Origin of the sequence: Suicoccus acidiformans, assembly GCF_003546865.1 — a bacterium.
In the GTDB taxonomy this organism is placed as follows: Bacteria; Bacillota; Bacilli; order Lactobacillales; family Aerococcaceae; genus Suicoccus; species Suicoccus acidiformans.
In genome coordinates this window covers 842,439-865,194 of sequence record NZ_CP023434.1, presented here as the reverse complement: position 1 = coordinate 865,194, position 22,756 = coordinate 842,439, and the positions used below count along the sequence as shown (strand labels likewise).

At 41.8% G+C, this 22,756-nt stretch carries 14 protein-coding genes, 16 tRNA genes, 1 rRNA gene and 2 pseudogenes; 4 read left to right on the top strand and 29 right to left on the bottom strand.

Going from position 1 to position 22,756, the window contains the following annotated elements; translation table 11 throughout:
• Window positions 1-414: 414 nt before the first annotated feature.
• Window positions 415-5,862: a YPDG domain-containing protein gene (locus tag CL176_RS04280; RefSeq protein ID WP_118990186.1), complete on the bottom strand. Its 5,448-nt coding sequence runs from the start codon at window positions 5,860-5,862 to the stop codon at window positions 415-417.
• 677 nt (window positions 5,863-6,539) lie between these two features.
• Here CL176_RS04280 and CL176_RS04275 point away from each other — a divergent pair.
• Window positions 6,540-6,887: pseudogene (locus tag CL176_RS04275) on the top strand (IS30 family transposase); the annotation flags it as partial.
• Between the two features lie 261 nt (window positions 6,888-7,148).
• Here CL176_RS04275 and CL176_RS04270 read toward each other — a convergent pair.
• The 6 genes from CL176_RS04270 to CL176_RS04245 form a co-directional block, all read right to left on the bottom strand.
• Window positions 7,149-7,403, bottom strand: coding sequence for an RpnC/YadD family protein (locus tag CL176_RS04270; RefSeq protein WP_118990184.1), 255 nt, complete (start codon window positions 7,401-7,403; stop codon window positions 7,149-7,151).
• Between the two features lie 180 nt (window positions 7,404-7,583).
• Window positions 7,584-7,850, bottom strand: a complete 267-nt coding sequence (locus tag CL176_RS12465) for an RpnC/YadD family protein (RefSeq protein ID WP_205528136.1) — start codon at window positions 7,848-7,850, stop codon at window positions 7,584-7,586.
• 180 nt (window positions 7,851-8,030) lie between these two features.
• A complete protein-coding gene (locus CL176_RS04260; RefSeq protein ID WP_118990183.1) occupies window positions 8,031-8,915 on the bottom strand; it encodes a PD-(D/E)XK nuclease family transposase in 885 nt (294 codons plus the stop codon).
• 315 nt (window positions 8,916-9,230) lie between these two features.
• Window positions 9,231-10,121: a PepSY domain-containing protein gene (locus CL176_RS12460; RefSeq protein ID WP_205528135.1), complete on the bottom strand. Its 891-nt coding sequence runs from the start codon at window positions 10,119-10,121 to the stop codon at window positions 9,231-9,233.
• A 281-nt stretch (window positions 10,122-10,402) separates the two neighbouring features.
• Window positions 10,403-11,500, bottom strand: a complete 1,098-nt coding sequence (locus tag CL176_RS04250; protein WP_118990182.1) for an anti-sigma factor domain-containing protein — start codon at window positions 11,498-11,500, stop codon at window positions 10,403-10,405.
• A gap of 1 nt (window position 11,501) precedes the next feature.
• Window positions 11,502-12,140 carry a sigma-70 family RNA polymerase sigma factor gene (locus tag CL176_RS04245; protein WP_118990181.1) on the bottom strand — a complete coding sequence of 213 codons (639 nt, stop codon included), beginning with the start codon at window positions 12,138-12,140 and terminating at the stop codon, window positions 11,502-11,504.
• Between the two features lie 682 nt (window positions 12,141-12,822).
• Between CL176_RS04245 and CL176_RS04240 the strand changes: the two genes are divergently transcribed.
• The 3 genes and pseudogenes from CL176_RS04240 to CL176_RS04230 form a co-directional block, all read left to right on the top strand.
• A complete protein-coding gene (locus tag CL176_RS04240) occupies window positions 12,823-14,373 on the top strand; it encodes a CAP domain-containing protein (RefSeq protein WP_118990180.1) in 1,551 nt (516 codons plus the stop codon).
• 329 nt (window positions 14,374-14,702) lie between these two features.
• The gene (locus CL176_RS04235) at window positions 14,703-15,386 is read left to right on the top strand and encodes a helix-turn-helix domain-containing protein (protein WP_118990179.1); all 684 of its coding nucleotides are present in this window, start codon (window positions 14,703-14,705) and stop codon (window positions 15,384-15,386) included.
• Between the two features lie 28 nt (window positions 15,387-15,414).
• Window positions 15,415-16,248 (top strand): annotated as a pseudogene (locus CL176_RS04230) (IS3 family transposase); the annotation flags it as partial.
• Window positions 16,249-16,357: 109 nt separating this feature from the next.
• Here the strand turns inward: CL176_RS04230 and CL176_RS04225 are convergent.
• The 22 genes from CL176_RS04225 to rrf all read right to left on the bottom strand — a co-directional run bounded on the left by CL176_RS04225 (window position 16,358) and on the right by rrf (window position 22,725).
• A complete protein-coding gene (locus CL176_RS04225) occupies window positions 16,358-16,843 on the bottom strand; it encodes a CsbD family protein (protein WP_118990177.1) in 486 nt (161 codons plus the stop codon).
• Window positions 16,844-16,928: 85 nt separating this feature from the next.
• Window positions 16,929-17,678: an iron ABC transporter ATP-binding protein gene (locus CL176_RS04220; RefSeq protein WP_118990176.1), complete on the bottom strand. Its 750-nt coding sequence runs from the start codon at window positions 17,676-17,678 to the stop codon at window positions 16,929-16,931.
• The gene (locus CL176_RS04215) at window positions 17,659-18,681 is read right to left on the bottom strand and encodes an iron chelate uptake ABC transporter family permease subunit (protein ID WP_118990175.1); all 1,023 of its coding nucleotides are present in this window, start codon (window positions 18,679-18,681) and stop codon (window positions 17,659-17,661) included. Before CL176_RS04215 ends, CL176_RS04220 begins: the two co-directional genes overlap by 20 nt.
• A 2-nt stretch (window positions 18,682-18,683) precedes the next feature.
• Window positions 18,684-19,592 (bottom strand): iron chelate uptake ABC transporter family permease subunit, encoded by a 909-nt coding sequence (locus CL176_RS04210; RefSeq protein ID WP_118990174.1) that lies wholly within the window; start codon window positions 19,590-19,592, stop codon window positions 18,684-18,686.
• Between the two features lie 77 nt (window positions 19,593-19,669).
• Window positions 19,670-20,632 carry a siderophore ABC transporter substrate-binding protein gene (locus CL176_RS04205; protein ID WP_118990173.1) on the bottom strand — a complete coding sequence of 321 codons (963 nt, stop codon included), beginning with the start codon at window positions 20,630-20,632 and terminating at the stop codon, window positions 19,670-19,672.
• A gap of 336 nt (window positions 20,633-20,968) precedes the next feature.
• Window positions 20,969-21,058, bottom strand: a tRNA-Ser gene (locus CL176_RS04200).
• Between the two features lie 18 nt (window positions 21,059-21,076).
• A tRNA-Glu gene (locus CL176_RS04195) sits at window positions 21,077-21,148 on the bottom strand.
• A 26-nt stretch (window positions 21,149-21,174) separates the two neighbouring features.
• A tRNA-Ser gene (locus tag CL176_RS04190) sits at window positions 21,175-21,264 on the bottom strand.
• Between the two features lie 65 nt (window positions 21,265-21,329).
• Window positions 21,330-21,403, bottom strand: a tRNA-Ile gene (locus tag CL176_RS04185).
• 40 nt (window positions 21,404-21,443) lie between these two features.
• Window positions 21,444-21,514 (bottom strand) — tRNA-Gly (locus tag CL176_RS04180).
• A 7-nt stretch (window positions 21,515-21,521) separates the two neighbouring features.
• Window positions 21,522-21,594 (bottom strand) — tRNA-Asp (locus tag CL176_RS04175).
• A gap of 20 nt (window positions 21,595-21,614) precedes the next feature.
• Window positions 21,615-21,688, bottom strand: a tRNA-Met gene (locus CL176_RS04170).
• Between the two features lie 6 nt (window positions 21,689-21,694).
• Window positions 21,695-21,767 (bottom strand) — tRNA-Ala (locus CL176_RS04165).
• 36 nt (window positions 21,768-21,803) lie between these two features.
• Window positions 21,804-21,877: transfer RNA gene (locus CL176_RS04160), tRNA-Pro, on the bottom strand.
• Window positions 21,878-21,883: 6 nt separating this feature from the next.
• A tRNA-Arg gene (locus CL176_RS04155) sits at window positions 21,884-21,957 on the bottom strand.
• Window positions 21,958-21,986: 29 nt separating this feature from the next.
• A tRNA-Leu gene (locus CL176_RS04150) sits at window positions 21,987-22,072 on the bottom strand.
• Window positions 22,073-22,154: 82 nt separating this feature from the next.
• A tRNA-Gly gene (locus CL176_RS04145) sits at window positions 22,155-22,226 on the bottom strand.
• A 3-nt stretch (window positions 22,227-22,229) separates the two neighbouring features.
• Window positions 22,230-22,302: transfer RNA gene (locus CL176_RS04140), tRNA-Thr, on the bottom strand.
• A 51-nt stretch (window positions 22,303-22,353) separates the two neighbouring features.
• Window positions 22,354-22,435, bottom strand: a tRNA-Leu gene (locus CL176_RS04135).
• A gap of 11 nt (window positions 22,436-22,446) precedes the next feature.
• Window positions 22,447-22,519 (bottom strand) — tRNA-Lys (locus CL176_RS04130).
• Window positions 22,520-22,528: 9 nt separating this feature from the next.
• Window positions 22,529-22,601 (bottom strand) — tRNA-Val (locus tag CL176_RS04125).
• 8 nt (window positions 22,602-22,609) lie between these two features.
• Window positions 22,610-22,725 (bottom strand): 5S ribosomal RNA (rrf, locus tag CL176_RS04120).
• Window positions 22,726-22,756: the final 31 nt, after the last annotated feature.

Here is a 22,756-nt window from a genome sequence, read left to right as displayed (position 1 = left end):
TATAGTTAATGAAAATGAAAAAACAGAGGGCAGGAGCCCTCTGTCGCAGATAATCCAAAAAGGACTACCCAAAATGCATACTCATTAAAACATAAATCAAATGACATTGGAACTATCCACTCAATATCCACCGAAAGCGCTAATTGCAAGTTAAAGTGAGACTCATTTTCTACCTAGGTCATCTGAGCTATAAACACAATGTAAATCATGTGCTTGCCGGCGACGAAGCCTCCCTTGACACTGAGCTGAGGCATGGTACTCGCGAATAGCGAGGTGGGCCCGGGGTTTATGGGATTATTCGGCTCTTTGTCAAATATTTGCCTTTGGAATATTAAAAAACAGTCTGAATCATTAAGATTCAGACTGTTAAGATATGTAATTTACATTACATTAGAGAAGATACTCAATAAATGATTATTCTTCTTCGCGTTTCTTAGATCCAACTAAGCCTAATCCTGCAAGAATTGCAAGAGCTGCAGATCCATAAAGCGCAAAGCCATCGTTTTCACCAGTGGCTGGTAGTACGTTAGCACTTGATTGATCAGCTGAGTTTGCATCTTTTTGTCCTGCTGGTTCTGCTGATTTTTCAGAATCGTTAGTATCAGGTTTTTCTGGCGTTGGTTTGCCAGTTGCTGTGGTTGTGTCTTTATTAGGATCATTGTTAGCATCTGGCTCAGATACCTTAGGATAATCCTCATTGTTCTTAGGATCAGTGTTGTGATCTTTTTCTTCTTGGTCTGTCCATCCATCATTATCATCGTCGTCGTCACCTGTTACAGCTGGGACATCTGGATTATTAGGATCAACTGGCATACCTGTATCTTTGTCTGTTTTGCCATCTTTATCAGTATCACGATAGATAGTGATGATTGATTCACCCTTGATTGGATTACCGTCTGCATCCACCACAGGATGACCATCTTTATCTACAACAGTCACTTCAACAGTAATTTGACGTGTTTCTTCGTCATCTTTCCAGTCTTTAATTTCTGGAATACCTGAGACTTGATTAGTAGATGGATCTACTGTTAGACCTGGATATGCATCTTGACCATCAATCGTTACTTTCACAGATCCACCTTCAGGGACATTATCCACATTAGGCGTCACTGGCGTGATTTCTTTATGTTCAAGTGCATTTTGAGACTTAGGTGTTACTTCTACCGTTGCATCCTCAGGAGTCACTTGTTTATCAGTAACTGTAATTTCAACAGGATCACCAGATTTTGATTCTGTTGTTCCATCAGGTTTAGTGAATTCTTTAGATGGTGTTACTGTGACTTTGTCTCCGGTATTTTGTTTAGGCACTTCAATTGTAAAGTTACCATTTTCATCTGATGTACCTGTTCCGATAGTATTGCCATCTTTATCTTTGACTTCCACCTTAGAATTAGGAATAGATGTTTTACCTTCAACTTTAGTTGTATCTGAATCTGGTTCATTTGTAGCAGTTGATTCAGTGATTTGAGGTGCTTCAGTTACCACTGTTTCAGCTTCACCTTTAGGATTACCATTTTCATCCGTAATAGGTGTGAAGTTACCATTTTCATCATCTTTACCAGGAGTGATCGTTACTTTATCACCAGGATTTTGTTTAGGCACTTCAACAGTAATGTTACCATTTTCATCTGATGTACCAGTACCGATCGTGTTGCCATCTTTATCTTTGACTTCCACTTTAGTATCTGGCGTTGTTTTGCCAGTTACTGTGGTTGTGTCTTTATTAGGATCATTGTTAGCATCTGGCTCAGATACCTTAGGATAATCCTCATTGTTCTTAGGATCAGTGTTGCGATCTTTTTCTTCTTGGTCTGTCCATCCATCATTATCATCGTCGTCGTCACCTGTTACAGCTGGGACATCTGGATTATTAGGATCAACTGGCATACCTGTATCTTTGTCTGTTTTGCCATCTTTATCAGTATCACGGTATACATCGATAGTTGCGATGGTTTTAACAGGTTCATTGTTTTCATCAAGAACGGGTTGTCCATCTTTATCAACTAATTCAATAGTGACAGGAATCTCACGAACTTCATCCGTTCCCCATTGTTCATCAGTAATAGTAGGTGTACCTGATACACGTCCTGTATCTGGATCAACAGTTAAGCCAGAGTCAGTTTGACCATCACCGATAGTTACCTTAACAGTAGAACCTTCTGGACGGTTGGTAACGCTAGGTACTATTGGAGTGATATCCTTACCTTCTAGGACATTTTGTGAACTTGGATTAGCATCCACACGGGCTACATCTTCTGGAACTGCTGTCGCTGTAGCGGTAATCGTTGTTGGTGTAGTAATTGCTGTACCAGGTTTCACATTCCATTCAGGATTTTCATAACCTTCAGCTGGGTTAGCTGTTGGATATTGAGCTTCCGTTAAAGCTACTCCATCTTTGACATGATAAACTTTATTATTCGTTAATGATTCAACACCTTCACCTGCAGCGAAGTCTACCTTATGATATCCTGCTGGAACTGGGGCATTAGGATCATCAGTGTTATCAATGACATCTGGCGCAGTTACCTTAACTTTAGCTGTCACCTGATCTGTAGAACCATCAGCATATGTGATAGTCACCGGTACATTGATGTCTTGTCCTGGAACTTTAGCTGTCTCTTCAGCTGGGATGGTGATTTTACCTGTTACTGGATCAATGCTTGCACCATTTGTTGGTGTATCGATTGAGTAGCTAGGGTTTTCAGGATTGACAGTTTTGCCATTCTTATCAACAAATACTGGTGATTCTGTTTCTGCATCTTTACCAGGAATCACTTCAGTATCTTTATAAGATGGATCTAGTTGGTCAGCAATTTTTTCATCTTCGACAGGTTGGACTGTGCTAGCAGTTGCTACATACTCTTTAGGACCATTGATAATATCTTCTGATGGCTTAACATCTGCATCGCCATTCCATACTGGATTTTCGTAGCCTTCTTTAGCTTGAGGTGTAGGCACTTTGTCAGCCGGGATACTTGATCCGTCTTTTACATCATATGCTTTGGCGCCAAAGTCTTCAACACCTTCTCCAGATTTAAGTGTTACACGGTGGTAACCGTCTGGAGTTACTGCATCCGGATCGTCAGAACGATCAATCACATCCGGGGAAGAAACTGTAACTGTAGCAATAACATCATCTGTCGAGCCGTCTTCATAAGTGACCGTCACTGGCACTTTGATTGTTTCACCTGGTTTATTAGTTTGATCTGCAGGAATAGTGATAGCTCCGGTTTGAGGATCAACTTCCGCACAATCAAATTTTGGTTGACCGTTTGCAGGTTCTGTAATCTTGAATGCTGGTTTGGCAGGATCAGTTGATAGAGGAACATCGTTAATTTCAACTGGTGTTTCAGTGGTACCATCAACTTTGTTAAATGTTGGTGCATCAACTGTCACAGGTTGTCCGTATTCAGCGTTTTTGTCTGCATAATTTGGCTCGAATTTATCTTTTTCAGCACGATCATCTATAATGTTAATGACAGAATCAGCCGTTAATCTCAAACCATTTTCAAATACAATAGACACTGGAACGGTAATCTTTTGACCAGGATTTAATTTAGCTGTTTCAGAAGCAGCAACACTAACAACACCGGTTTCTGGATCCACCGAAACCTTGATATCTTGTCCGTCAACATTCACAGTTTCCAGTGGTCTATACTCGACTTGTGTCTGATCATTGGTATCTGTAAAAACTACTCGTTCAACATATTCATATTTTGGTGCTTTTTGTCCTTCATAGTATGGTTTATATTTATTGCCATCTTTATCAATAAAGTCTGGTGTACCGGTATCAGCTTTTTCACCTGAGCTTACTTCGATAGGCTCATATTCTACTCCAGGTGCAGCAATGAAAGCATCTGCTGCTAGAGCTTCACCTAAATCTGAAGCATCACTGTTGCCATAAAATACTCCAGAGGTATATGTTGATGGCACTGCTAAATCTTTAGGTACTGTTATTGGTACAGAATCAATAGTACCTACATCGCTACTTGTTTTTTCGACAGCTTCACCAATTGGATTACCGTCTTTAAACCATCTAATCTTGTAGGCTTGACTTGGAAGCAATCCACCAGTTTCGTTTTGAACAGTTTCTCCAGGTTTAGCAAAATTACTTTGTGTATCATACACTTTAACATCATGCATAGGTTGAGCAGCTAATGCAGCAAAGTTTATATTATAAATATTACCAGAAGCCAGGTTTACAGCTCCGACCGGTAGTGTCGAATTGTTAGTTAATGTTTCAAACATGTTGTTTTGAGAAGTATTGCCCCAAATTGCATAATTGTCAATCAACGGAGCAACATACATATAATCTTTATTAATGTGACGGTGACGAACATTACCCGTTCTACCCCATTCTTCAAGATTATTATTATTTTTTTCTTCATCATTAACTAAAGTTCCATGCTCTTCGGTAGAAACTGTATTCCATAGCTGAGCAACTGCATTTGCGCTCTTATGATCTACACCGTATAACCCTCTAAATGGAAGATAAAATTCACCATTGCTATCAACTTTACCAACAACAGTTTCAGCTATATGGGAGCCTTTACCATGTTCTGCTTCATATTCACGAATGATAGATTCTTGAGCCGCTCTAAAGTCCGCTACACCATAATTTGGATTAGCTTCCTTCCATGCATCAAAACGACGAGCAATTTCGTCATTCACATAAGATGCAACAACTTCTGCACCTGTAGCATTCACATCCCAAGTATTCTTTTTCCAACCTTCAGCAATCGAACCCTGAGGGTCACCATTTTCATACCAAACATTCCCTGCTACACGTCCATAATTACCATCTTTTGGCCAAATACCATCCTGGTTAGGCGATGTAGTCCATTGATCTCTAGGTTTAACTAGCCAATCGTTCCTCATAATTTTTTCTTGAAGTGCTACTTGTCCACCAACTATGCGGTTGACTCCAGCAGTGAAATCCCAAGATTCGTTCACACGATCCAAGCGTTTATGGAATCCATACTTATGGTCACCTGGTTTTATAACATTGTATTTTTCAGGATCAGGATTCTCAACCCATGTACGAATTGCAAAATCAGGATTACCTGCTAATTGGAAATGATGAACATTACCATACTGATCTACTTCAGGCGTTTGAAAATTAAATGTATATGTTCCATCTGGTCTAGAAGTTGTCTTATAGACATTAGACACATACCCATCTTTATCTACCCACTGCAAATATACATTAACGCCACCAATTGTTTCTTCACTTGGTACGTTTAATCTATTATCTCTGTATACATATGCAATACCAGAATAAGATTGTGTGTCACCTTCTTGTCCAGGAGAATAAATAGCATTTTCTTGAACTTTTTCAACATCTGTTGAAAAAGTTGAAATGTTGATATCGCTGTTATTAACAGAAACAGCGTTATCGATTTTTTCCTCGTTTAAAGCTGAATCAGCTGATCTTAAAGCAACTTTCGGTTCTTCAGCTTCAACTTTATTTTCAGATGCACTATCAGCATCTACATCCTCTGCAGATGTTGCTGCTTCTGGCTGACTCTCCTCTTCAGGTGTAGTCACTTCTGCTTCCGGTTGAGTCTCCTCTTCAGGTGCAGTCACTTCTGCTTCCGGTTGAGTCTCCTCTTCAGGTGCAACTGTTTCTGCTTCTGGCTGAGTTTCCTCTTCGACGACTGGCACTTCGTTTTCTGGTTGAATATCAGAAATACTCGTGTCCGTTGTTTCTTGTGCCTGTACAAGTGCTGCATCACTAGCAAAGAAAATACCAGCAGCCACAGCAACTGAGGCTACACCAACACTAAGTCTACGAATCGCATACGTATTCACTTTGTTGCCTTGTTTTTGTTTCTTTAAGTATTGATTGTTCTTGCCAACCATATACATTTTCCTCTCTAAAAAAATCTCAAAAAATAAACCATGAAACTGTTTAAAAAATTAAACACATAAAATATTATATTACACCCCAATTTTAAATCAAGTTTTAAACCACCAGATTTTATTTTTGTAAAGGTGATTTTGAAGAGTTTGTACACGGTATGCAAATGCCTTTATATCAGCGTTTGTGGTTCTAGAAGAATGTGTATCTTTTCGGAACTAGTCTTTTTTTACTTGTTCGAGCAACTTTTGTTGTGCAATTCTATGCAATTATGTGCAATTATGGGTGAAGAAAGCATGCTCACCCTGATGAACTCCTCAAAGTTTGTTTCGTTTTGAATGTTTTTGACGAGTTTATAACTTTAGAGGGGATGAATGCATTAATTTCTCCGTTTATTTAGCAGAATCTGGTAACCCTAGTTTAGTATTCACAAGCTTCTACCTACATCCGGAGTTAGTTAGAAAACATTATATTGTTATTCAGTATGAATAATTTTTTAGTGATTAGTTTTAAGCTATATTGATTGATAGCTTCACTTAGATTTCTATTCCTTCTAATTAATAACTTATCAAAAGCATCCTATGAATAATTTAGACATCGAAAAATCCTATTGCTTATTTATATAATGTAAGCAATAGGATTTTGAGTGGTGGTATTCAACTCTATTTGATATCCTGATCTGGTTAAATCTCTTACTTTGGACAATGGCAAAGAGTTTTCTAACTGGAAAGACTTAAGCAATGAATTTGATATCGATATCTTCTTTGCAGACCCAGGATGCCCATCTCAAAGAGGAGTGAATGAGCATACCAACGGATGGTTAAGAAGAGATGATCTGCCTAAAGGTACTGATTTTAATGAAGTAGATGAAGACTTTCTTAAGGAAGTAACCTTCAAGCGACATATCATTCCACGTAAATCTCTTAACGACTACACTCCCCTGGAGGTTTTCTTGGCCCATCTTTTGGATCAAACACCTGGCTATTATGCCAGCCACTTAAGAAATATGATTTCATCAAGAACCTGACTCCTCAATAGTTTGATGAAGGGGGCTGTTTAAGCTGGTTAGCACAAGTATGTCACCAAGTTCAATCACTCATCATATAGTATAAAAATTTCTAACTTAAATTGACAATCGAGAATATCTTACTTGCTCTGATAACCGACCGAACTTTGTGATAGTCGGCTTTGTACTGCTCTTCTTTCACCTCGATAATCGCAGAAGTTAGCCATTCTGTCAACTAAAAAAGCGAAGAAAAACCTAAGTCCTCTTCGCTTTACAAACTTCTTATGCTTCTTGTAACCCTTCGAATACCGGCTCCTCTAAAGCTGCCTCAACTTCTTTTACCGTTAATTCAGTTACGTCCGCTATCTGTTCTACTGTCATGCCATTTTTATGCATGTTGGTTACCAGATGATGCTGATTAATTATCTCACCTTGTTCTCGGCCTTCTGCTCGACCCTCTACTCGGCCTTGTTCTCGGCCTTCCCGTTTATTACGCTCCGCTATCGCTAACTCCCAATCTAATATTGCTTTCGTCATCTCTGTTCGCCCCTCTCCTTGTGTCGCTTTATAATATCTTACTTGCTCTGATAACCGACCGAACTTTGTGATAGTCGGCTTTGTACTGCTTTTCTTTCACCTCGATAATCGCAGAAGTTAGCCATTCTGTCAACTGAAAAAGCGAAGAAAAACCTAAGTCCTCTTCGCTTTACAAACTTCTTAAGCTTCTTGTAACCCTTCGAATACCGGCTCCTCTAAAGCTGCCTCAACTTCTTTTACCGTTAATTCAGTTACGTCCGCTATCTGTTCTACTGTCATGCCATTTTTATGCATGTTGGTTACCAGATGATGCTGATTAATTATCTCACCTTGTTCTCGGCCTTCTGCTCGACCCTCTGCTCGGCCTTCTGCTCGGCCTTGTTCTCGGCCTTCCCGTTTATTACGTTCCGCTATCGCTAACTCCCAATCTAATATTGCTTTCGTCATCTCTGTTCGCCCCTCTCCTTGTGTCGCTTTATAAAATCTTACTTGCTCTGATAACCGACCGAACTTTGTGATAGTCGGCTTTGTACTGCTCTTCTTTCACCTCGATAATCGCAGAAGTTAGCCATTCTGTCAACTAAAAAAGCGAAGAAAAACCTAAGTCCTCTTCGCTTTATAAACTTCTTATGCTTCTTGTAACCCTTCGAATACCGGCTCCTCTAAAGCTGCCTCAACTTCTTTTACCGTTAATTCAGTTACGTCCGCTATCTGTTCTACTGTCATGCCATTTTTATGCATGTTGGTTACCAGATGATGCTGATTAATTATCTCACCTTGTTCTCGGCCTTCTGCTCGGCCTTCTGCTCGACCCTCTGCTCGGCCTTCTGCTCGGCCTTGTTCTCGGCCTTCCCGTTTATTACGCTCCGCTATCGCTAACTCCCAATCTAATATTGCTTTCGTCATCTCTGTTCGCCCCTCTCCTTGTGTCGCTTTATAATATCTTACTTGCTCTGATAATCGACCGAACTTTGTGATAGTCGGATCCGTGTTAGCAAAGTATTGCATCAATTCACTGATTGGATTACCCGCATCAACTATTTCGGAATTTACGAGTATAAACTGCCGTCCCATATCAAACTCCTTTTGGGTTTGCCTAATCGTTGTAACCATATCATACTTAACGTGACCTGCTTTAAAGAAATCTTTCTCGCAAATAAATATTAGAATTATATTCGGTAGGACAATATCTTTACCACCTTTAGCTACTGATTCAACTTCTAAGGCGGAGGTATAATATCGAGCTTTCTCAATGATTTGACGGTTATCCCGATGAATCTCTATGTTAAATCGCTCGCCATCGGCTTCTGCATAAATATCTAAGGTCGCATTTCTCGAATGAATATAATCGACTGTCTTCTGGAGTTCAGAATTCTCTATGGTTAAGGAATCTCGCTGTAAAAGTATCCGCAAAACATATTCTACCGTATCCCGGTCTTTAAATACTTGTCGCATAAACAAATCATCCATCAAATTCAACTTTTCAATGACGTCATCACGATTCTCTTTCATCAGGGGAACCTCCCTATAAGTTTATTTTAATACTTATAAGTTCATTATACAAGATAACTATGGTAGGAACAAATGTTTGCACTTAATTTTGTGTATTTTTCTTTCAGAGCCTTTATGCCCACCTTCTATTACTCGTCTGAATATCACAATACACCCACACGCATCATTTTTCCCGTATTTTATACACAAGCTGCACAATAACTCGACTGAATTAAAAACTGGAACCACCCGAACAGCTCCAATGTTCAGGTGATTCCAGTTTGGTGTGGTTTAGTTTTATGGTTGGATAAAGGTAACTTTATGATTTAGCCTGGATTAATCATCATCGCCGTCATAATCATCATAATCATTATAGTCGTCATAATCATCCCAGTCATCATCGTAATCATCATAATCGTCATAGTCGTCATAATCATCCCAGTCATCATCGTCGTATTGACCGACTGTTGATGTTGCTGGACCCGTTGTTTGGCTTGAGTTGCTTGGTGTATTGCGGATTTGGTAACCTGCATCGCGAACGGTTGGGCGTGTTCCGTTGTAGTCTGAGTAGAACTGACGATAGAAGTGACGTGCGTCAGAGTTATCACTGCGATCTTGGTCCGTATTTTGGCTTGCGTTTGGTGCTTGTTGAGTGTCTGCTGATTCTTGAGTAGCTGAATCTTGAGTGCTGTCAATGACTTCACCTGTGGTAGCGTCAACGGCAACATTCTTCTCCTGATTGTCCTCTATGAAGGTAACATCCCATCTTGGTGCATCTGTATCTTCGTGGCCTTCTAAACTCCAGTTAACTGCTTTATCGCTCTGCGCTTGTTGGATTGCATTCTGGGTCACAGTCTCTAAGCTCGCCAATTCTGCCGGGTTTAACGTTTGGCTTGTTGAATTGGCTTCTTCAAGCGGGCGACTAGCATTAAACTGTTCGCCATTATAAGTAATTAATTGGTACTCTTGGCTTTGATCAGCACCAAGTACTCGGACAACAAAGTGACCGGTTTCTTGATGTAAGTGAATATCTACATCTGTAATATGTGTATTAGGATATTGACTTTGAAAGCTTTGAATAGCCTGATCATAATCTGTTTGAATTTGACTTTGCTGTGTTTGTGTCACAGCCATAACATCTGCGTTATTTTGAGCATGAACACTTGGTGCAAAGCCTTGTGAGCTAAGCGCAAGCATAGATGCACTGAGTAATAGTAATTTCTTCATCTTTCTCTCCTTTTGTTTTATCCCTCTGCCGGGCCATTAAATAATACGTAACCGACATAAATTTTAGGGACTTTTTATAAAATATTTCTTCCTCAAGATTCCCAACGCCTTTTCGCGTCTATTATAGAATACGAAGTGGCCAATATTTTTAGGGACCTTTTCGGATAAATTCTTCGAAAAGTCGCCTGTTAAAGTACCATCAATTCATATGGCGTCATGGGCGAGGGTTAAAGTTTACCGCCTACAGAAATTTTGCTGTCGGCGGTTTAGTGATGGGGCGACTAATCATCATCGTCGTCATCGTCGTCATCATCGTCATCATCGTCATCCCAGTCATCGTCATATACCGGTGTATGTGACGGATAGTTTGGTGTTTGTATTTGATTTTGGTCTGGTTGATGGTTCTGGCTTGGCCAATTATTACGTGTAGGACTTTGTGAAGACGGTGTTTCTTCTGCTGGTGGGTGCTCATAGAAGAAATTGAACCAATCTTCACCTGAGATGAACTCACTGTTATCAGCTACCGGACCGCGTTGTTGCCAGCGAATGTATTGACGTACCTTGTCTTCAATAGCTTGCAACTTTTCGCTATTTCTTAACTCACGCAACTGTTTAAACGTTTGTTCGATGCTTGGGTGAGCCTGATAGTATTGGGCAGATGTACCCGAGAGGCGCTGACGTTTCTCTTTGGCAGATAGGACGCGACTCTCTCCTTTGCTCCAAAGATTTACATCGCCTTGAGCTAATTGATAATCACCGAGAAGTCGTTGGTTTTCTTGAGCTGTATTGTAGTCGTCTAAGTTCCCTTTCACCATAACAAGGTTAGATTGATAGCTATCTCCTTGAATGGTCTCAACCAGAATTTGCTCCATCTCTTGCAGCCACTGGCGATCATCCGAAGACAGGCCGACCACAGTATCAGCCGCAGCTGTCCTTGAGCCATATTCACTCAATAGACTTGGCACAGCTTTCTGGATAGGTTGGCCAAGGTATGAAGAATCCTCAAATGGATGACCATTGGCGTCGAGAAGTCGAATAATTTCCTGCTGATCATTGAGTTCCACTTGTACCCCTTGTTGGCTACCAATCGAAAGGGCTGCGTACACCTGGTCCGAAGTTCCCCAATTACGGAAACCAATACCAACGATAAGTAACGCAATCGCAGCCACAAGTAACGTACGAACAATCGGTCGGAAGTTCACGTGGCGAATGTTGGATGGCTTTGTATATAAATCTTGATCTAAATAATAAATTTGGTCACCGACATCCAAGCCTTCTTTATATTTCAGCTTGTGGAATGTGCCGTCGGGATCAAGGCCGATGATATAGTCGTCTTGAATATCGATGACGAGTGTCTTGCTTGGTTTGTCTTGACTCATGTTATCCCCCCTTGATCCAATCTACGAGTGACGAGTAACCTTTCTTAAAGATTACGATAACGGAGATAATAAAAATTTTGTTACCTTTAATGACTTTCTCCGTCACGTTATTATAGGTTGCTGTCAGTTTGATGGGGAGACGTTTCTTCTCGAACAAGGGCTTTGTAATGGGTGGATGTTTGCTGGATCGTTCAGAAATACGGATGGCTCGCTCGCGACTATCTTGATGCTTAGGCGACTCATCTACGAGTTGCTCCAAGCTGATATTAAAGCTTGCGATGTCTTGCTTCCAGTCTTCAATTTCGAACTTGAGGTTTGTATCAGACTTTTGCCTACTGTCTTCAAACTGCACGCCATCCTCACTCATCGATTCTAAAGACTGATGTTGATTCCTTTGCTCTTTACGTAAGTAATCGATGACACGGCTACGAATCACTAGCCGAACGAAAGCCAGAAAGGCTCCCTTATCTTCTTCATACTTCTCCACTGCTTCTTCAAAAGCCAACAAAGCAATTGAGAAGGTATCATCACTTTTCACATTCACATAGCGATTCGTCGTCTCGCTAACAACTTGAATAATAAAGCCATAATGCTCTTCAATGAGTTGATTAATATCTTGGTCGATATGAATTCCTCCCATCTGTTATATAATACGTAGCTCCATGCATATTTAGGGACTTTTTGGAGCAGTTAATTTTAATTATACCTAGAAAAATTATTATTGTATACTTTAGAGTTCTTATACCTCTATAATAACTATATATAACAGTATAGTAAAATATTATTAACGAATTACATTGAGTGATGCATGATCATAACATAGGTACATCACGATATGTTTATATTTCATGATAGTTTCACCTATGTAAATCTAACGTAAATTTATAGGAAGTATTTGAAAGCTTCTATTATATGTCAGTGAATGCCCTTTTTTGATCGAGAGAATCGTTATGCGACACCTTTTCAGTTTCACAAAATACATAGCCCCGAGAAGGCACTGTTGCTTCTGCAATAATTTTATCCCATCTTTAAGCAGAGCTATTGTGTTAATTATCCTTTTTTTGAGAGGAAAGGTACCTAAATCACTCTCAATTTACGTATTATCTATTAGACCGCGGCAGAACTTAAGGCTTTTCTCAAAAAAGGTCCCAAAATTGTTCCGTTGGTTCGTATTATTTATTGACGGCGAAGTCAGTTGAAGAAATGGCAAATTTTTTTGGAAAAAGGGCCCGAAATTTACAAAAGTTTGCGTATTATCTATCGACGGGCCAAACCGTTGGCAAAAAACTATCTATACAATTAAAGAAAGAAGGATTTATCTTATGAAAAAATCAATGAAACGTATCTTAATCTCAGCCAGTGTAATGGCTAGTATGAGTTTAGTGTTAGGTCACTCACAGGTGGCACTTGAGTCAGTCTTAGCGAATTCTCCTGAAGCTCAAGTAGAAGCTGCAAATCAAAGAGGACGTTATAGTAATCACCCGGTAGTTAAAGCTGAACAAGAAAAAGCTTTGAACACATCTATCAATCGTTGGGAAGAGCGTAAGCCAGATGCTATCAAGTCCGAAATCTCACGTCAAGATGAAGCTGGCTCAATCGCTTATGTTGTACAATGGGGCGACACCTTAGCAAACATTGCTGAGGCGGCTGGTCAAACGGTAGAAAACTTACGCGCCATTAACGGGATGGATGAGAATACTCAAGTTGTACCAGGCGATGTGTTGGCTGGAATCCTAAATGATGATCAACAAATTGCCGGCGCTTATGAGGATTTCGATGATGATTATGATGATGACTATGATGACTATGATGATTATGACGATTATGATGACTACGACGACTTTGATGATTACGATGATGATTACGATGATGACTTTGATGATTACGACGATGATTACGATGATGACGACAACAGTGATGACGACAACAGTGATGACGACAGCGACTGGGACGATGACTACTACGATGATGTAGACGATAATGACTGGGATGATGATGACGATGACAATACAACAGATGCAATGCCAGCAGAGCAAGCTCCAACTGAACAAAGCCCAGCAGATACATTCGGTGATCAAAACAATAGTGATTGGTTAGAAAGTTTCTATCAAGACCCTAACAATATTCCAGGTCACACCCCGAAAACTACAGGCGAATTACCAACAACAGAAGCAAACGCTGAAATAAGCACAATTACACCAGAAGTGCCAGCTGAGAGTACTGCAGCGGAAGCGACACCAGCTGAGCAAGCTGCGTCTGAAAGCACGAATGCAGAAAGTGCACCCACTGAGAGTACTATCGCAGACAGCTCACAAGCTAATCCTGCGTCGGTAGATGAAACGCAACCAGCTGAGCAAGCTGCTGAACAAGCTCCAACGGAAGCAACAAACGGTCAAGTAGCAGATACTGCTCCAGCTGAGCTGGCACCAGTGGATGCTAACGCAAGCAACAGTGGAACGGTTGATATGAACGCTGTCACTGAACACTTCCACGCGCTCGTTAACCAAGAACGTGCAGCTCATGGTGGTACACAACTAGCATACGGCAACCATTTACAAACAGCTGCTCAAAACCGTACCCAAGAAATTACAAACCAATTCTCACACACACGTCCAGACGGCTCATCATTCTACACTGCTCCAGGATTCGAACAAGGTGGTTCCGTTGTCGGTGAGAACTTACAACAAGCTTACTTCTCCCAAGATGCAACAGCGCAAGAAATTGCTCAAAGACTTTTTGACAATTGGAAGCAATCACCAGGTCACTATCAGAATATGATGGACGGATCATACACGACCCACGCCCTTCAAGTAGATTCCTATCAAAGTGGTAACGGCCTTGTCGTTTACTCAACTCAAGTATTCAGTAACTAATTAATTAAATCAGTTAACTTAGCCTCTGAAAGATTCACGCCTTACAGGGGCTCTTTCGTAATAGTAGCTTGCTCCGCAAATAGTAATATTCATCAACGTCGTCTTTACTAATATTAGGATCCGACTCTGCCAGTAGCAAATCTGTTTACTAATACTAGAAATCGATTCTTGTATCAATAAGCCTACACATCTAAAAAAATATTTGCTTCCCGATTATCACGATAACGACTTAATCGGCACTAAACCACAAAAACCCCACTACTCGCTTAATGATATGCTCCCCCTAAAGTAGACACTTAAAAAAGTAAATCTACTTAAGGGGGAGTTTTATGCGTTCAAGCAGGAAACATTCAGATAGTGAACTAGAGAAATATATTCGTTTGTATTTAGAGGACGGTATATCCTATAGAACGTTGAGAGAAGAATATGGACTACTTTTATCCAAGCAAACGTTTTCTAATTACGTCACTAAATATAGAAGCCATGGCTATTCTGGTATCCAAACTAAGTCCTCCAATAATCATTACAGTCATGACTTCAAGTTAGCTGTTGTTGAAGAGTATCTTGATCATCAAGAACCTATCAGACAACTCGCTCTAAAATACAATATACCTTCCCACAGCACTGTAAAAAACTGGATTATCAAGTATACTAAAGGGGAAGAAATTAAGGACGTTGTTCCTAAACCCGAGGTGTATACAATGAAAGGCCAGAAGAAAACACAAGAAGAAAAAATTGAGATCGTCAAAGATTATCTAGAGACCGGGATGTCCTATAGAGAAACTGCTGAGAAATTCGCCGTATCCTACAACAATGTCTATTCATGGGTCCAGAAGTATCAAAAACATGGGCCAGATGGCCTGATAGATGGCAGAGGCCGAAGAAAGCCAGAAAGCATTCAAACAGAGGAAGAGAAGCTTAGAACAGAAATGGCTGCTTTAAAAGTTCGTAATGAGTATTTAGAAACGGAGAACGCTGCCTTAAAAAAATGCAAGAAGTGGAAAGAGAGTTGATGTTACAAGAACAAAATACCAAGCGGAATTCAAGGCGATTGAGAAACTTAAGCAAGAAGGATATAAAATAAGCTATCTTTGTGAGGTTTTGAGAGTCAGCCGTTCACCGTGCTATAAATGGTTAAAACGCGAACCATCGCCCTCCCAGTTGCGCCTAGAATGGCTAAGGGAACAAATCCAAGAAGTCTATGACAACTATAATGAGACTTATGGTTATCGTCGGATAACCATCTATCTTAATTATTATAAAGACGCTAAGGTCAATCATAAGTGTGTTTATCGCTTAATGAAACTCATGGGACTGCAAGCGGTCATCCGACGCAAAGGATACCAGTATAAACCAAGCAAGCCCCAACATGTGGCTGACAATGTGTTGGATCGCCAATTTGATAAGGATTATGAACCTAGACAAGTGCTTTTGACAGATATTACCGAATTTAAATATGGGGAAAATTGCAAGGCTTATTTGAGCGCCATCTTAGATTATGGGGACAACAAAATCATTGCCCACAAGCTATCGAAGCGTAACAATAATCAGTTGGTCGAAGATACAGTTGTCCAAATTGAGGATGAAATCATTTCTGGCGAAACCCTGTTTCATAGTGATCGAGGGTTCCAATATACTTCTTACTTCTTCAAAAAATTTGTGGATGAGCATGGATTAATCCAAAGTATGTTAAGCGTTGGAAAGTGCATTGATAATGGGCCGATGGAGAACTTCTGGGGCATTATAAAGGTTGAGATGTACCTACTGAATACTTATGACAGTTTTGAAGCACTCGAAGCAGATATTGCACGCTATATTGATTTCTACAATAATGAGCGAGTGACTTTAGCTATGGGGCTCAAAATTCCAGCATAAAAAAACCATGCGAGAACACTCACGCATGGTACAAAATATTTTGTTTATTTGCCTGTCTACTTGACAGAGGGCAGTTCAAATGGTGAGTAGCGGGGGTTCATTATTCATACTATTCAGCTTCTTCTTCGCTGAGGGAGTCTTCAACGGTAGCTCGGGCTGCGTCGTCGAAACTTTCTGCAGTGCGGTGTGCTTCTGCTGATTTGTCGCGAGCTTCTTGGAGATTTTCTTTGTTTTCTTGGATAGCTTGTTGACGAAGTTCTTCAGCTTTACGTGCAGCTTCTTCTTTGAGCTCTTTTCCTTCTTGAATTGCATCTTTCAAGTTGTCGTCTGCTTTTTGTTGAACATTCTCGAGTGTTTGTTGGCTTTGACGCTTCACAGATTCTTGCGCTTCAGCTGCACTAGCTTCTGCATCGGCTTTCAATGAAGCTTCGTCTTGGCGACCTTTAGCAGCAGCTTGGCGAATTTCACCTTCTACTTGTTGTTGAACGCCTTCAGCTTGTAATTCAGCATTGTCCGATGCTTTTCCGTAAACCTCTTTGACTTTCCCAACAATCTCGTCCTTTTGGCCTTTAATGTTCTCCCATGTATCTGTCATAGTAATGATCTCCTCATTCCTTTTTCTTTATAAATACATTATAACGTTTTTTTAGCAAGAAAAGAAATATTTTGCCTTAAATAATTTAATATATTGCGATGGGGCCATCTGGACCATCAATAACTTGAATCGATACATTGTATAAATCGCTCAATAACGCGCTTTGCATTATCTCCTCAACCTTACCGAAATGGGTCACCTGCCCGTCCTTCATCAGGCACAGGTTATCAGAATACTTGGCAGCCATATTCAAATCATGAATCACCACGATAATCGTTCGACTCAACTGAGTCGTCATTTCGCGCAAATAGTTCATCATCTGCACACTAGCGGCAATATCAAGATTGTTCAATGGTTCATCCAGTAGAATATAGTCCGTCTCCTGAGCGAGCACCATCGCAACATAAGTACGCTGGCGCTGTCCCCCCGAAAGTTCATGCAAATACAGATTTTCCAAAGGAGCCAAACCAAGATAATGAATATACTTTGTAATAATTGCCTCATCTTCCGCTGTCAGCCGGCCCTTCGAATAAGGATAACGACCGAAGCTCACTAATTGACGAACCGTCAAGCGCGTCGCAAAATGATTCTCCTGGCGCAAAATCGCTAAGACTTTAGCTAATTCCTCTGATGGGGTATTGTCAATATCCAAACCAGACACAGTAATATGCCCACTATCCATGGCTAAGAGACGTCCCATCATCAGTAAGCTCGTAGTCTTACCGGCGCCATTGGGACCGATAATTGACGTAAGCTCACCTTTGGGGAAGTCAAGGCTTATAGGACCAATAATCCGGTTCGTGTTAAAGCGCTTCTCAACCTTTGTTAAACGCATGACTCCGCCCCCTTCTAAGTAGTACACTCAAGAACGCAAATCCTCCCACCAATTCAATCACGACACTAACCACCCCTTGGGCTTGGAAGAGGTGATTCATCACCAGATAAGCTGCAAGGAGCATCACAAAGCCTAACAAGCAAGCCACCGGTAATAAATAGCGATGATCGTAAGTTGGAACGCATTCATAAGTCAACATCGCTACCAAAAAACCATAGAAATTCATCGACCCAACTAAGGCCGTTGAAACCGCCATAAACAGCGTCACAAGTGTTAGGAAATACAACAGTTCCTTCTTATAATGAAGTCCGAGATTAATACTAATATCTCGTCCTAAGCTAAGTGTGTTCAGCGTCTGCGTGCGGCGCATTAAAAGAATTAGACCCGACACTAACACCAACAAAGCGAGCGGAAGCACCGTAGCATTGGCATTGTTGACCGAGCCTAAGAGTTTAGCTTTGAGCATGTCAAATTGCGACGGCGACAACAAACTTTGCATGAAATTCGTCAAAGCACGCAGGCCGATACCGATGACGGCACCAATCAAAAGCACGAACTGAACGTCGGCAAACTCTTGAAGTAATAAACCACCATATAAGAACAAGCTCACACCTATCATGATCAGAATACTCAAGATTACCCCGGCAAAATTATTCGCCTCAAGGAAACTCCGGGTCCCCAAGAAGAAGATAATCATGGTATTAATCAACGCATATAAAGCATCAAATCCTAGCAAGGAAGGTGTAATTAAGCGATTTTGGGTAAAGGACTGGAAAGTAACCGTCGCAGCGCTTTGCCCAATCGACACCGCCAACATTGCTAAAAGCGAGACAATGCGTCTCTTCACAATCGGCCAGAAGGAAGCTGAAGTTGGTGCCACCGGGATATTAATTATCAAATAGAGCAAGCTCAATCCCACTGCTAAAAACAACAAAGTTCCCAGTAAGACACGGTAACGCTTTTGACTAATGGCTTTCTGGAAAGCAAGAGTTTTCTGGCTCATACTTAGCCTCCTTTCGTGAGATATTTACGGAAGAGGAGCACCGTGAAGACGATGGCTCCAAAGATTGACAACAGAATCGACACCGGTACTTCAAACGGCCTGATGAGAATACGAGAAAGAATATCACTCACTAACATAATCCCGGCCCCACACAGGCAAACCCAAGGTAAGTTCGATCGCAAATGATCGCCCCGGTATAAAGAAACTAAATTTGGTACGATGAGTCCGACAAATGGAAGTTGCCCAATCACCGCAGAAGTCAAGCCTACCGCAAAAGCTACCAGGCATACACCGACTAAAACCGTCGATTGATAGGATAAGCCCAAACTTGTCGCAGTTTCTTCTCCAAGACTAGCTAAGGTTAGACGGTCCGCAAAGAGGTAAAGAAGCAGAACCAAACCTAATATTAGCCATAAATACTCATAACGACCCATTTCAATCGAGGAGAAAGATGCAACAAACCAAGTTTGAACGACTTGATCCAAGCCCATAGCCATACTCATAAAAGTCACCAAAGCTGAAATAACCGCTCCAATCATCATGCCGACAATCGGTACCATTAATGGACCTTCTAAGCGAATATTCTGTAATAATTTATAGAAGATTAAGGTACCGACAAAAGCCATGACAATAGACAAGGTCATGCGTTCAAAGATGGTGGGATTTTTGAATAAGACATACGCTAACAAAATCCCCAGACTACTCCACTCCAAAGTGCCACTGGTGCTAGCATCGACGAAGCGGTTCTGACTCATTAACTGCATCACTAACCCACTCATTGCCATCGCAATCCCGGAGAGTATTAAAGAAGCCGTACGGGGCCAGCGAGTAATCCACAACATACGCCACCCTTCATCATGACCTGTTAGTTGATACTCGCCGGTAAATAAAGAGAATAGGGCTAGTAACATTAGCCCTATTACTCCAATAATGAATGTCGCCGAGGCCCTCTGAGACCTTAGCTTTCGTGGATTCAATGACCCACCGTCTAGTCCTTCATAGCATCTGCGATGCTTTGGAATAGTTCAGTGAAGGTCTGAATCGATTCGTTCGTATAAGTATCTAAGGGGGCATAAACTATTTGACCCTTTTGGACAGCATCCGTCGTATTTAAAGCTTGCGAAGATTCGATGACTTCCACTGCAGTAATCGCCTCTTCACCCTCATTGGCTGCGGCGTCACGATCTAAGACCATCAGCCAAGCTGGATTACTCTCAGCAATTGCTTCAACAGAAATGTCATCCCCCTGATGATCACTGGTCGCCCCTTCCACTTCTAAAGCCGGTTTCCAGGCAAATAAATCGAAGAGTGGCCCCCAAACACGTCCTGTGATTGGTGCTGAATAACCTACATCGCCCCCAGAGACAATAACGCCCATCACTGTATCCTCACCATTATAAGCGTCGGTTGCTGCTTGGACACTGGCTTCAAAGTCACTAACTAATGCATCTGCTTCAGCCTTTTTGTCGAAAATTTCCCCTAACTGCTGAACCGGTGTCTTCAGACCATCAACCAGTGTTTGCCCATAATTGCCGTCAACTGGCGTTTCGAGGTCAATATTTAAATCGATAACCGCCGCATCCGGCACTAGGGCCTTGATATCATCATAATATTTCGCGAAACGTTGCCCAACAATCACTAAATCTGGCTCTACCGCAGCAATCACTTCTAAATTCGGTTCACGGTGATTACCAATATCCTCGATAGCATCATCGGTAGCATAGGAAATTTCCTGAGGAATTAAGCCCTTAGGTGCAGCCAAAAGTTTCACGCCCCATTGATCCAATGTCTCAAACGTACGATTATCTAAAGAAACGACCCGCTCTGGATTCTTCGGGACTTCTACCTCACCGTGAATATCAGTAATCGTGATTGTATCTTGAGCATTTGCAGAAGCAAATGGCAAGAAAAAAACCAATAACATAATAAAAAAACGAAAAATTTTCTTCATAGTTATTACCTCTTTCTAATCAAACGAATGTTTTTGTAGATTTTAGTATAGGTTAAATTTGCTTAGAAATCAAGACAATTCGTTTAATGCCGCTATTTAAGAGTGGTTACTTGATAAGAAGGATTTAAATTAAGAATTGTGTGAGAAAAAAGAAGATTATATTTAGAATAATTATAATGTGACGCCAATAAATTTATGTTCGAAGTTGTAGTTAGTGTCCTTTTGCAAAGTATTCTCTTGGTAATGCTGTCAAAATCTACAACAACAAAAGAAAACGCTTTTACAGCAGGCAAAGAAAAAAACCTTAACAAATCGCTAAGGTAAGAACTTGTGTAAAGGAGGATGTGGGATTCGAACCCACGCGCGCTTTTACACGCCTGACGGTTTTCAAGACCGTTCCCTTCAGCCGGACTTGGGTAATCCTCCAACATATTATTAAATTAGTGACCCGTACGGGATTCGAACCCGTGTTACCGCCGTGAAAGGGCGGTGTCTTAACCACTTGACCAACGGGCCAGTTTGTATACTACTGCAAAGCAGAACGGAGAAGGAGGGATTTGAACCCTCGCGCCGGAAAAATCCGACCTACAGCCTTAGCAGGGCCGCCTCTTCAGCCTCTTGAGTACTTCCCCATCTTCCAAAAAAGTGGCTCATCTGACCAAGGTGACTGCAACGCAGTCGTGTTCATTTAGAACAATGGGCCTGAGTGGACTCGAACCACCGACCTCACCCTTATCAGGGGTGCGCTCTAACCAGCTGAGCTACAGGCCCGATGCTTATAATGATTCGCTTCGGCTTATAACCTCAGCTAAGCGGGTGACGAGAATCGAACTCGCGACAACAGCTTGGAAGGCTGTAGTTTTACCACTAAACTACACCCGCATAACAACGGTCCGGACGGGATTTGAACCCGCGATCTCCTGCGTGACAGGCAGGCATGTTAACCCCTACACCACCGGACCAGTTAATACAATAAATATAATAGCGGCGAAGGGGATCGAACCCATGACCTCCCGGGTATGAACCGGACGCTCTAGCCAGCTGAGCTACACCGCCATCATATGGAGACTAGCGGGATCGAACCGCTGACCTCCTGCGTGCAAAGCAGGCGCTCTCCCAGCTGAGCTAAGCCCCCATTCTCTAGTCTACACATCTCTGTGCCTTCTAGTTATCGGGAAGACAGGATTCGAACCTGCGACCCCTTGGTCCCAAACCAAGTGCTCTACCAAGCTGAGCTACTTCCCGTTTACATACACCCTACAGGAGTCGAACCTGTAACCTCTTGATTCGTAGTCAAGCACTCTATCCAATTGAGCTAAGGGTGCAATATGTTATATTGTAGCTTCTGCTACAATGCCGAGGACCGGAATCGAACCGGTACGGGATGTAACTCCCGCAGGATTTTAAGTCCTGTGCGTCTGCCTGTTCCGCCACCCCGGCATAGGATGTTCCTAGGTGCTGCCTACAAAGGCTTGTTCGCTCGCGCAACCACTAAGCGCTAAGCAAGCTCACATCCTAGTTAAGCGGAAAACGGGGTTCGAACCCGCGACCCCCACCTTGGCAAGGTGGTGCTCTACCACTGAGCTATTTCCGCATATGCCGGCTAAAGGACTTGAACCCTCGACCCTCTGATTACAAATCAGATGCTCTACCAACTGAGCTAAGCCGGCTTCTGCTTCTGTGACAAGTTCCCTCGTCTCTTTAACCTTTCGGGGAAGCTATGCGGGTGAAGGGACTTGAACCCCCACGCCCGAAGGCGCCAGATCCTAAATCTGGTGCGTCTGCCAATTCCGCCACACCCGCTTGGTTAAAGATGACCCGTGCAGGAATCGAACCTGCGACCCACTGATTAAAAGTCAGTTGCTCTACCGACTGAGCTAACGAGTCTTATTTACATGGAGGATGACGGGATCGAACCGCCGACCCCCTGCTTGTAAGGCAGGTGCTCTCCCAGCTGAGCTAATCCTCCGACAATCTGCATGGCGACGACCTACTCTCACAGGGTCAAAGACCCCACTACCATCGGCGCTAAGAAGCTTAACGACTGTGTTCGGCATGGGAACAGGTGTGTCCTTCTTGCCAATATCACCACACATACATTGTCCTTGAGTCATCTCTTGATCA

What these genes read in the sequence shown, in the direction of transcription:
- CL176_RS04280 (WP_118990186.1), bottom strand. Translation starts at nt 5,862, where the DNA reads ATGGTTGGCAAGAACAATCAATACTTAAAGAAACAAAAACAAGGCAAC.
- CL176_RS04270 (WP_118990184.1), bottom strand. Translation starts at nt 7,403, where the DNA reads ATGACGAAAGCAATATTAGATTGGGAGTTAGCGATAGCGGAGCGTAAT.
- CL176_RS12465 (WP_205528136.1), bottom strand. Translation starts at nt 7,850, where the DNA reads ATGACGAAAGCAATATTAGATTGGGAGTTAGCGATAGCGGAACGTAAT.
- CL176_RS04260 (WP_118990183.1), bottom strand. Translation starts at nt 8,915, where the DNA reads ATGAAAGAGAATCGTGATGACGTCATTGAAAAGTTGAATTTGATGGAT.
- CL176_RS12460 (WP_205528135.1), bottom strand. Translation starts at nt 10,121, where the DNA reads ATGAAGAAATTACTATTACTCAGTGCATCTATGCTTGCGCTTAGCTCA.
- CL176_RS04250 (WP_118990182.1), bottom strand. Translation starts at nt 11,500, where the DNA reads ATGAGTCAAGACAAACCAAGCAAGACACTCGTCATCGATATTCAAGAC.
- CL176_RS04245 (WP_118990181.1), bottom strand. Translation starts at nt 12,140, where the DNA reads ATGGGAGGAATTCATATCGACCAAGATATTAATCAACTCATTGAAGAG.
- CL176_RS04240 (WP_118990180.1), top strand. Translation starts at nt 12,823, where the DNA reads ATGAAAAAATCAATGAAACGTATCTTAATCTCAGCCAGTGTAATGGCT.
- CL176_RS04235 (WP_118990179.1), top strand. Translation starts at nt 14,703, where the DNA reads ATGCGTTCAAGCAGGAAACATTCAGATAGTGAACTAGAGAAATATATT.
- CL176_RS04225 (WP_118990177.1), bottom strand. Translation starts at nt 16,843, where the DNA reads ATGACAGATACATGGGAGAACATTAAAGGCCAAAAGGACGAGATTGTT.
- CL176_RS04220 (WP_118990176.1), bottom strand. Translation starts at nt 17,678, where the DNA reads ATGCGTTTAACAAAGGTTGAGAAGCGCTTTAACACGAACCGGATTATT.
- CL176_RS04215 (WP_118990175.1), bottom strand. Translation starts at nt 18,681, where the DNA reads ATGAGCCAGAAAACTCTTGCTTTCCAGAAAGCCATTAGTCAAAAGCGT.
- CL176_RS04210 (WP_118990174.1), bottom strand. Translation starts at nt 19,592, where the DNA reads ATGTTACTAGCCCTATTCTCTTTATTTACCGGCGAGTATCAACTAACA.
- CL176_RS04205 (WP_118990173.1), bottom strand. Translation starts at nt 20,632, where the DNA reads ATGAAGAAAATTTTTCGTTTTTTTATTATGTTATTGGTTTTTTTCTTG.